Source organism: Flavobacterium aureirubrum, assembly GCF_038739835.1.
GTDB classification, from domain to species: domain Bacteria; phylum Bacteroidota; class Bacteroidia; order Flavobacteriales; family Flavobacteriaceae; genus Flavobacterium; species Flavobacterium aureirubrum.
In genome coordinates this window covers 1-9,221 of record NZ_JBCGDO010000038.1, presented here as the reverse complement: position 1 = coordinate 9,221, position 9,221 = coordinate 1, and the positions used below count along the sequence as shown (strand labels likewise).

Here is a 9,221-nt window from a genome sequence, read left to right as displayed (position 1 = left end):
ACTCCAAGTTTTACAACTTTGAATTATAACTAAAAAACTAACCTCCTTAAAATAGCTTCTAAAGAGGTTACTTTTTATAAATATTTTAAAATTTTAGTTTTTTATTGAGGTTGTGCAACAGTTACCGCTGTTGTATGCCGTTTTTTTTTAGATTTCATATAATTCAATTGGTAAATTATCTGGATCTTCAAAAAAAGTAAAGCGCTTTTTAGTAAACTCGTCTATTCGTATTGGTTCTGTTTTAATAGAATTCTTAGTAAGTTTTGCAATTACACTTTCTAAATTTGACACTTCAAAAGCTAAATGTCTCATCCCGCAAGCTTCAGGATTGGATACTCTTACTGGAGGATTTGGAAAAGAAAATAATTCAATAACATAGATGCCATTTAACGCTAAATCAATTTTATAAGATTCTCGTTCTGGTCTAAAAACTTCATTGATAATTTCGAGGTCTAATATTTCGGTATAAAAGTGTTTTGATTTTTGATAGTCAGAACAAATAATCGCAATATGATGCACTTTTTTAAACATATTGAATTACTTTTAGTATATTATTTAGTTTTTTAAAAATGAAGAATACATCCACACTAATTTTTCTTGGGCTCTTATGTAATCACTCATTAGTGCATTTGTTCCTTCATCGCCTGCATCAGACGAAATAATGAGAAGTTCTCTTTGTAGAATAATAATTGCTTGCAAAGAATTAAGAATATCTTCAACAGCTTTTATGCCATTACTAACTTGTGCACATTCTTTTATCTTAGATAAAATACGATAGTCTGTGAAGTTGTGTTTTGGTGTATGACCAAGGGTTAAAATTCTTTCTGCTACCTCGTCTATTTTCAAAAGTAGGTCGTCATATAGTTCTTCAAATTTCAAATGCAGTTCAAAAAATTTATCACCTTTTATATTCCAATGATAGCCACGAGTGTTTTGGTAAAAAATGGAATAATTTGCTAATAAAACATTTAACATTTCTGCTAATTCAGATGACTTTGTAATGTCAAGACCAATATTGTTTAATTTTTTCATTTTTAAAAATTTTTATTGATAATTATACTTTCTGATTAAGTCATAAAGTAAAAATTTGAGGTGACAACTTTTGCCACCTCAAATGACACTTAGAGATTATAGTTTTTGCAGTTCTGCAAGAACAGCCTCTCCAACACCATGAGCAGACTGAGGATTTTGGCCTGTTACAACCCTTTGGTCAACCGTTACATGGGGTTGCCATAATCCTGACTTTTCAAATTTTGCACCTCTCTCAATTAAAACTGTTTCCAACATATAAGGTACTACTTTTTCTAACTTTACTGCAATTTCTTCTTCGTTAGTAAATGCATTTATTTTTTTTCCATCAACCAAATATTTTCCATTGCTCAATTTTATGTTTACTAAACCAGCAGGACCATGACAAACAGCACTTACTACACCATTATTTTCGTAGATTTTTTGAGCAATTAAAGCCAGTTCAGCATTATCTGCAAAATCCCACATTGTTCCATGTCCACCCGCATAGTGAATTGCAACATAATCATTAGGATTCACTTCAGAGGGCTTCATCGAGTTATTAATTTTCTTATTATACTCTTTATTCTCCCAAAATTTTTTGTTTATAGGGTCTTCTAAGTTGAATCCATCTACTGGAGGAGTCCCCCCTTTCGGACTCACGAAATCAATTTCATATCCTGCATTGTGCAGTATTTCCCAAGGGTGAGACACCTCAGATAAATAATAACCTGTTGCTTCTCCTGTATTCCCTTTTTTGTCGTGGCTTGATACCACAAATAAAATTTTCTTGTTCATTTTTTTTGTTTTTAAAGTTTGTGCAGCTGCTTGGTTTGAAAAAAGGGTTATGGTGCAACCTGCAATTACCAATAAACCTTTAAAGATTTTTTTAACTAGTTTTTTCATGTTATTTGATTTAAAAATTATTTTCATTTAATTGAAACACTTCTCTGCTTTCAAGTAACGGTACTATTCTTTCAATAACGATTTCTTTGAAATAGAAACTATTCTTGTGTGTTTCTAATGCTTGCAAGTTTTCATATTCTTCATAAATAAAAAAATTAGAATCGTTTGAATGATCGAAGAAAGAACGATAAGCTAAATTTCCTGACTCTTTAGCAGTATGTTTAGCTATTTGTTCAAAAAGGATTTTAAATTCTTCTACTTTACCTTCCTTGATTTTATATTTTGCTAAAAGTTTTACGGATTCCATTTTTAATTTTAATTATTTGTTATATGTATGGTTGTGACGAAATGAGTTTGTTAGATGCTTTTCAGAATTCCGCCATCAACTCGAACAGAAGCACCATTAGTAGCTGCCGCAAGAGGACTGGATAGATAAACAGCTATTGATGCAACTTCTTCAGTATTTATAAATCGTTGCAATAAACTCAGAGGTCTAGTTTCATTAAAGAATTCTTTTTCAACTTCTTGTGTCGTCTGATTATTTGCAATAGCTAAATCTTGAATAAATTGCTGAACACCTGCTGAGTATGTTGGGCCAGGAAGAATTGAATTAACTGTAACACCAGTTCCTTTAGTGAGTTGTGCTAAACCATTTGCGATAGCAATTTGAGCAGTTTTAGTCATTCCATAATGAATCATTTCTGATGGAATTTGCAATCCTGATTCACTTGATATAAATAGAACTCTTCCCCAGTTTTTATCTAACATTGCTGGCAATAAATGTTGTGTTAGTTTTATACCTGTAAGCACATTGATGTTAAAAATTCTGATCCAATCCTCAGTGGTAATTTCAAAAAAAGAACGTGGCTCATAAATCCCTAAATTATTGATTAGTATTTCTACTTCTTTAATTTGATTTTTTACAGTATTTATGCCATCTGGTTTTGATAAATCAGCAACAATTCCAATTACGTTGGCCTGATTCACTTCATTTTTAATTTTTTCAATTGCATTATCAACAGAGTCTTGCGTTCTCCCATTGATATATACTAAAGCATTTTCTTTAGCAAATGTTTTGGCTATAGCTAATCCAATTCCGTTTGTAGAACCAGAAATGAATACTTTTTTATTATCTAATTTTAAGTCCATAAAGTTTAAATATTTATAGGACAAAATTAGTTTGGTAATGCTTCTGGTAAAAGGAGTTAAATCACAAGTTTTTTGTGATATAAATCACATTATGAAGAAAGTCGACTAAGAGTTTCTCTTGAAACCCCTAAGTAAGAGGCTATTAAAGTTTTTGGAACTCTTTGAAAAAGCCTTGGATATTGTTGAAGAAGCTGCTCATATCGTTCTTTTGCATTGCTATTGAGTAAAGAAAGGATTCTACGTTGTAATGCTACATAACCAGAGTTTGATTTTTTTCTGAAAAAATGCTCTATTTTATGCATATCAGCGCAGAGTTTTTCTCGATTATGAAGTGATAAACAAAGAACTTCTGTAGGTTCAATACAATCAATATTTAAAGTTGCTTTTGATTCATTAAAATATGCTTGATAATCTGTAACCCACCAATCCTCTGTGGCAAACTGCATGATATGTTCTTTACCGTCATGATTTATATAGTATGCTTTTAAAAGCCCTTTAATTACAAAATGGTCATTTTGAACTAAATCACCATCTTGAATTAAGAATTGATGTTTCTTTAATTTTTTTGTTGTAAAGTGAGAAAGGATATAATCAAACTCCTTATCTGTCAGAGGTGTAATTTTTTCTATTTGTTTTCTAAGTATTTCACTCATCTTATTTGTAGTCTGTCTCTTAAAATGGCATACAACATCAGACTGTGAAAAAACCTCCACAATCCTTGCACCAAATATAGTAAAATAGTTGTAAGAAAGTTATAGTTTTTTTATCTTTAACGATGCAACATATACAAGGAATAGCTCGCAACCAACTACAAGTAAGCAGTCTAGAAGATAGTATTAGTCAGGACAATCCTGTTCTCCCGAAGCGTCGGGATTATAGATGCTTTCGTTAACCTTATCGATTTAGAGAAAATAGGATTTACGCCAAGAGTATTAAAAACCATCCATTTTAACCCAAGTTGTTTCCCTAAAACAAGGAAAGAACTTGGCTTTTATAAAATCAGTCTTTTTAGACTTAAAAAACTCGTTTGTAAGCACTCCAAGTTTTACAACTTTGAATTATAACTAAAAAACTAACCTCCTTAAAATAGCTTCTAAAGAGGTTGCTTTTTATAAATATTTTAAAATTTTAGTTTTTTATTGAGGTTGTGCAACAGTTACTGCTGTTAGGCGATGTATTTATTTTTCTACGATTTCTGTCAACCGTTTTTTATAGTTTTCAAAGATAGTATTTTTGTCCATTTCTGAATGTCTTTTTGCACCATAAACTATAAAAGGTTCAAGGTTTTCCATTCCACATAGTCCAAAAGTGCCAACAAATAAATGTTTGAAAATGTCATAGATTGTTCCCCGTTTTTCTGGAGTCCAAGCAAAATCAGGTGCACCCGTGGTCATACTTACTAAAATTCTTTTTCCTGCCAAAGCTTGTCCACCACCATAAGCCCAACCCATACTAAAAACTCTGTCAACATATCCTTTCAAAAGTCCTGGCATACTGTACCACCAAAGTGGAAATTGAAAAATAATTAGGTCCGCTTCGCTTAATAGTTTGTGTTCTCGTGTTATGTCTGCCGAGTAGGTCTGTCTTTGAGTGGCTGCTTGTTGTTCTACTTGCAAATCAAAAAAATCAACATTGTAAAGGCTCGTGAAGTCGTCTTCGTCTGCCGATGCTTTAAATTTCATTTGATACAAGTCGCTTACGGAAACAGACCATCCAAACGCTTCAAGCGTTTGGATAGCTGTATTTCTTAATTGTCCGTTGTAAGACTGCAAATTCGGATGTGCAAAAACAATGTGTGCTTTCATTATAAAAATGCTTGTTTGTTGTTAGTGAAAAATGTTTCGGCACTTGTGTATTCTTTGCCTGTAAGTTTTTTGTAATCATCAGAGTAGCTCGCTGTCCAACCTTGTTTGGTGATGTAGTTAAGTTCCATCATTGCATTAACCATCCACTCGGGCATATGGTTAGAAAGCATACTTTCTTTGGCTTTCTCTTCTGGAATATCAATATAGCTAACTTTTCTGCCTAAAACTTGGCTTAATGTTTCGGCTAAAATTTCATTGGTGTAAGTTAGTCCACTTAACTCGTAGGTTTTTCCAAAATGCTCATCACTTGTTAATGCCAATGCAACTACTTCGCCCAAATCATTAATGTCAAGCATCGATAATTTTGCTTCACCTGTTGGCAAATAAAAACCATTGTATTGCTTGATAGTTTGGCTATGAAAATTAATGAAGTTTTGTAAAAAACTATATGGTCTTACAATAGTGTAATTTAAACCTGATACTTTGATTAAATCTTCGCTTGCACCTGCCCAACGAGCCATTTGTATTTGTCCGTTGCTGTCAGCACCTGATGCAGTACTTCTAACCAAATGTTTTACTCCATTTTGCTTGGCGGCATTGATAACCATTTGTGTTACAGCTTCGGGGTTTTGCATTAACGGTGTTACCAAAAATACACGGTCTTTCCCTTTTAATGCTTGGTTTAAACTTTCTTGGTCTGTAAAGTTTACAATAAGCGGTATTGCCTCAAATTGTGAAACTTTTTCAAAATCTTTTTCAGATTGTACACCTGCAAAAACTTCTACATTCTTGTTTTGCAAATTTTTGATAACTGCTAAGCCAATATTTCCTGTGGCACCTAAAACGATTACTTGTTCCATTGTTTTTAAATTTTAATTGTTAATTGATAGTGCAAAGATGAGCCAACTTGTCGCCTTGCTGATAACCAAAAACAATATAATAATGACCAAAATTACATTTGACTGTTTCGGTATTCTTTTGGTGTCGTTGAAGTTTGATTTTTGAAAAACCGTATAAAGTGTGTAGGCTCTTCAAATCCAATAGAATAGGCAATTTCTGATATATCTTCAGCTGAATATTTTAATAGTTTCTTGGCTTCTTGAATGATTTTTTCTGAAATCAGTTCTTTTGCAGTTATTCCTAAAACTTCTTTGGAATTTTGATTGAGTGTATTGGCTGACACGTTTAACTTCTTTGCATATTCCCCAACTTGTTTGTGCTTGATGTAACAATTAGTTACCAAATTTTGAAATTGAAAAACCAATTCTTGTTTCTTTGATGGATTGATATTTATACTACCAATGACTTCCTGTAAACTTTTACATTTGAATAAAAGTGATAACAAAAATGATTGTAAAATGTGGACTCGATAAGCGTTAGGCGTATAATATTCTTTGTAAAGTTTTTCAAAATCAGATGCCAATTCAACAATTTGTTCAATGTCTAACTTCAAAAAATTTTGTTCCGAAAGGTTAAAAAAGGAAAATTCATTTTTAAAATTACCACTAAAAAAATTCAAGAATTCTGTTTTAAAATACACCACAAAGCCTGTTGTACGCATATTGCGTTGCCACGAAAAAATATGGTCTGGAGAAAGGAAATAGAGTGTATTTTCAAGTGCTTTGTTTGATTGTTCGTTGATGTTAGCAACTGCATTTCCTGAATTAAGAATTAATGAAACTTGATAAAAGTCTTTTTGGTAGGGTGGCATTTTTAATGCATTGTCTTTCGGTAATTCGTCAAACCGAAACACAAAAAAATCAGCAATATCTGTTCGCTTCTCAAAACCAGTGGTTTCAAAAAATTCATTGATTTCGTTAAAGCGTTTGATGTTCTGTTTCAATGTTTGCAGGATGTCTGTTAATATATCGCCTAACGTCAGACTGTGAAAAAACATCACAATCCTTGCACCAAATATAGTAAAATAGTTGTAAGAAAGTTATAGTTTTTTTATCTTTAACGATGCAACATCCCGACGCTTCGGGACAAGGAATAGCTCGCAACCAACTACAAGTAAACAGTCTAGAAGACACTATTAGTCAGGACAATCCTGTTCTCCCGAAGCGTCGGGATTATAGATGCTTTTGTTAACAGTATCGACTTAGAGAAAATAGGATTTACGCCAAGAGTATTAAAAACCATCCTTTTTAGCTCAAGTTGTTTCCCTAAAACAAGGAAAGAACTTGGCTTTTATAAAATCAGTCTTTTTAGACTTAAAAAACTCGTTTGTAAGCACTCCAAGTTTTACAACTTTGAATTATAACTAAAAAACTAACCTCCTTAAAATAGCTTCTAAAGAGGTTACTTTTTATAAATATTTTAAAATTTTAGTTTTTTATGGAGGTTGTGCAACAGTTACGCCTGTTAGTGGCTGGCTTTCTCTTTTATTTGCTTCTTTACGATTTCTAAATAGGGGTCTTTTCCGTTTAATAAATCGTCAATTGTATATTCAACCCAAATATTTGGTATTTGAATTTTCCCATTTACTTTTTCAGGTCGTTCTATATAGGTTGTTGCTATTGATATTTTAGCTTTCGTTCTTGGTAGTTCCATTGGTGTGTAGGTAGTCGCACCTATTGGATTATTTCCTACACTTGTTCCAATTACTGTCCCAATTCCATTGTCTTGAAATAGAGTAGTTAGCATTGCAGCTGCGCTACCTGTTCTATAATTTGAAAGGATATATACATTGCCTTTAAAAATCGGGCGATTATCTTGAATAAAATATTTCGAGTTCTTATCTGTAATTTCGCTAAAAAGGTTTTCACCCGAATTGGTCTGAACCAAATCTCTTTGCGGCACACCTTCGGGATATTTTTTATATAAAGCCTGATAATCTTTCTTAAAGTATTTTTTATAGATATCTGATGTGAAAGCGTATTCACCAAAACCTTTCAGATTCTCTTTTTCAGTAAGGAAATACATAAGCTGTATCCCAAGCATAAGATTTCCTCCCGGATTATTCCTTATGTCAATAATTAGATTATCTATATTGTTGGTGTTCAAACTATCGATAAGCTCCCATACAAAGTCCTTAAAAACAGGATATTTAGGATTGTAGAAATTTGCAATCCGTTTTGATGGTTTGTCTTTTTTAAATTGCCTCTTTACGTATCCTCTTGCAATGGGTTGAAGCCAAGGTTTTACATAGCTTTCAATTCCTTCCAATATGTCAATTTTATCGTGGCATCTATTAAATTGTAAATAACCAAAATTTTGTTCTTTATTGAAAGTATATAAGTAGGTTTCATTTTGATATCTTGTAACGGGATTTTCTTTAAATGAAATATTAAATACGTCAACTTTACCTTCGGTAGATATTGGCAATAATTCAATTTCAGAGTGATCTTCAAACTTCAGCCTTAATATTTCAGAATTTTCTTTGATGACACCTATTTGTTTCAAGTATTGTGGCTTATTGTAAAATTGTAAGTTGCGGACATCAAATTGTTGATTAATTTTATTCTCAGCGAAGGTATAATCTATCAATTTTTTTTCTACCACATTTGTAGTTAATCCGTTTATCTCCAAAATTTTCTTACCTATTTGTAAACTATCGTATTGTCTGGAAATATTAAGCAAATACCAATCATCTGATGAGATAAAGATTGCATAAGGATAAACCAACTTAAATTCCTGACTTAAAGATATGTTGGTGTGCTGGTTTTTTAGATTGGAAAGGTAACTTCTTGCTTGAACAACAAAGTCGGTGTTGTTATCTACAATTGCTAATGTTGATAAAATTTGGTTGGCTTGCTCTTGACGTTTATCCTTTGGAAAGACACTGTCTAATTGAGGATAGCCTTCTTCTACCAATTTGGTTAAATAAAGAAAATCATACTGATAGTTATTGAGTCCCTTTTGCGTGATTTTTTCTTTTGGCGTGTAGTTTTTTAATCCTGTCTTCTGCAAAAAAACTCCGCAAGAGGAAAACAATAAACTAATTAGAAGTAAGAAAAGTATTTTATTCATCTGGTTTGTTTTTTTAAGCTTGCCACTAACGGCAGACTGTGAAAAAACTTTCACAATCCTTTTTCAAATATACAAAAATATTTGTAAGAAGAACAAAGTATTCTTATCTTTAACCATGCAACACATATCAGGAATTTCCCGTCACCAGCTTCAAGTGTCCAGTCTAGAAGACACCATTAGTCAGGACAACCCAATCAGGTTTATCGACGCTTTCGTTAACAGTATTGATTTAGAAAAACTAGGATTTACACCCCGAGTTTTAAAAACCGAAGGCCGTCCAAGCTTTGATACCAAAGTCTTTTTAAAAATCTATCTATACGGCTATTTAAACGGCATTCGCTCTTCAAGGCGATTAGAAAAAGAGTGCCATCGCAACCTGGA

At 32.4% G+C, this 9,221-nt stretch carries 12 protein-coding genes; 2 read left to right on the top strand and 10 right to left on the bottom strand.

Annotated elements, in window-relative coordinates; translation table 11 throughout:
* Window positions 1-147: 147 nt before the first annotated feature.
* From gloA2 to WFZ85_RS15245, 9 genes are all read right to left on the bottom strand, one after another.
* A complete protein-coding gene (gloA2, locus tag WFZ85_RS15285; RefSeq protein WP_342697138.1) occupies window positions 148-531 on the bottom strand; it encodes an SMU1112c/YaeR family gloxylase I-like metalloprotein in 384 nt (127 codons plus the stop codon).
* 24 nt (window positions 532-555) lie between these two features.
* On the bottom strand, window positions 556-1,032 hold the full coding sequence (locus WFZ85_RS15280; protein WP_342697137.1) for a Dps family protein: 477 nt from the start codon (window positions 1,030-1,032) through the stop codon (window positions 556-558).
* A 96-nt stretch (window positions 1,033-1,128) separates the two neighbouring features.
* Window positions 1,129-1,914 (bottom strand): type 1 glutamine amidotransferase domain-containing protein, encoded by a 786-nt coding sequence (locus WFZ85_RS15275; protein WP_342697136.1) that lies wholly within the window; start codon window positions 1,912-1,914, stop codon window positions 1,129-1,131.
* A gap of 10 nt (window positions 1,915-1,924) precedes the next feature.
* The gene (locus WFZ85_RS15270; RefSeq protein WP_342697135.1) at window positions 1,925-2,221 is read right to left on the bottom strand and encodes a putative quinol monooxygenase; all 297 of its coding nucleotides are present in this window, start codon (window positions 2,219-2,221) and stop codon (window positions 1,925-1,927) included.
* A gap of 50 nt (window positions 2,222-2,271) precedes the next feature.
* Window positions 2,272-3,063, bottom strand: a complete 792-nt coding sequence (locus WFZ85_RS15265) for an SDR family NAD(P)-dependent oxidoreductase (RefSeq protein WP_342697134.1) — start codon at window positions 3,061-3,063, stop codon at window positions 2,272-2,274.
* 89 nt (window positions 3,064-3,152) lie between these two features.
* Entirely contained in the window at window positions 3,153-3,716 is a 564-nt protein-coding gene (locus WFZ85_RS15260; RefSeq protein ID WP_342697133.1) for a Crp/Fnr family transcriptional regulator, read from the bottom strand.
* Between the two features lie 525 nt (window positions 3,717-4,241).
* Window positions 4,242-4,868: an NAD(P)H-dependent oxidoreductase gene (locus tag WFZ85_RS15255; protein WP_342697132.1), complete on the bottom strand. Its 627-nt coding sequence runs from the start codon at window positions 4,866-4,868 to the stop codon at window positions 4,242-4,244.
* A complete protein-coding gene (locus tag WFZ85_RS15250; protein ID WP_342697131.1) occupies window positions 4,868-5,728 on the bottom strand; it encodes an SDR family oxidoreductase in 861 nt (286 codons plus the stop codon). The genes WFZ85_RS15255 and WFZ85_RS15250 overlap by 1 nt, the downstream gene beginning before the upstream one ends.
* 92 nt (window positions 5,729-5,820) lie before the next feature.
* Entirely contained in the window at window positions 5,821-6,711 is an 891-nt protein-coding gene (locus WFZ85_RS15245) for a helix-turn-helix domain-containing protein (protein ID WP_342697130.1), read from the bottom strand.
* Window positions 6,712-6,830: 119 nt separating this feature from the next.
* Between WFZ85_RS15245 and WFZ85_RS15240 the strand changes: the two genes are divergently transcribed.
* Window positions 6,831-6,959: a hypothetical protein gene (locus tag WFZ85_RS15240; RefSeq protein ID WP_342697129.1), complete on the top strand. Its 129-nt coding sequence runs from the start codon at window positions 6,831-6,833 to the stop codon at window positions 6,957-6,959.
* 273 nt (window positions 6,960-7,232) lie between these two features.
* Here WFZ85_RS15240 and WFZ85_RS15235 read toward each other — a convergent pair whose 3' ends face one another.
* Entirely contained in the window at window positions 7,233-8,840 is a 1,608-nt protein-coding gene (locus tag WFZ85_RS15235; protein ID WP_342697128.1) for a S41 family peptidase, read from the bottom strand.
* 115 nt (window positions 8,841-8,955) lie between these two features.
* Here WFZ85_RS15235 and WFZ85_RS15230 point away from each other — a divergent pair.
* Window positions 8,956-9,221, top strand: a 266-nt coding sequence (locus WFZ85_RS15230) for a transposase (protein WP_342697127.1), incomplete at its 3' end; no start/stop codon positions are given.

What these genes read in the sequence shown, in the direction of transcription:
- gloA2 (WP_342697138.1), bottom strand. Translation starts at nt 531, where the DNA reads ATGTTTAAAAAAGTGCATCATATTGCGATTATTTGTTCTGACTATCAA.
- WFZ85_RS15280 (WP_342697137.1), bottom strand. Translation starts at nt 1,032, where the DNA reads ATGAAAAAATTAAACAATATTGGTCTTGACATTACAAAGTCATCTGAA.
- WFZ85_RS15275 (WP_342697136.1), bottom strand. Translation starts at nt 1,914, where the DNA reads ATGAAAAAACTAGTTAAAAAAATCTTTAAAGGTTTATTGGTAATTGCA.
- WFZ85_RS15270 (WP_342697135.1), bottom strand. Translation starts at nt 2,221, where the DNA reads ATGGAATCCGTAAAACTTTTAGCAAAATATAAAATCAAGGAAGGTAAA.
- WFZ85_RS15265 (WP_342697134.1), bottom strand. Translation starts at nt 3,063, where the DNA reads ATGGACTTAAAATTAGATAATAAAAAAGTATTCATTTCTGGTTCTACA.
- WFZ85_RS15260 (WP_342697133.1), bottom strand. Translation starts at nt 3,716, where the DNA reads ATGAGTGAAATACTTAGAAAACAAATAGAAAAAATTACACCTCTGACA.
- WFZ85_RS15255 (WP_342697132.1), bottom strand. Translation starts at nt 4,868, where the DNA reads ATGAAAGCACACATTGTTTTTGCACATCCGAATTTGCAGTCTTACAAC.
- WFZ85_RS15250 (WP_342697131.1), bottom strand. Translation starts at nt 5,728, where the DNA reads ATGGAACAAGTAATCGTTTTAGGTGCCACAGGAAATATTGGCTTAGCA.
- WFZ85_RS15240 (WP_342697129.1), top strand. Translation starts at nt 6,831, where the DNA reads ATGCAACATCCCGACGCTTCGGGACAAGGAATAGCTCGCAACCAACTA.
- WFZ85_RS15235 (WP_342697128.1), bottom strand. Translation starts at nt 8,840, where the DNA reads ATGAATAAAATACTTTTCTTACTTCTAATTAGTTTATTGTTTTCCTCT.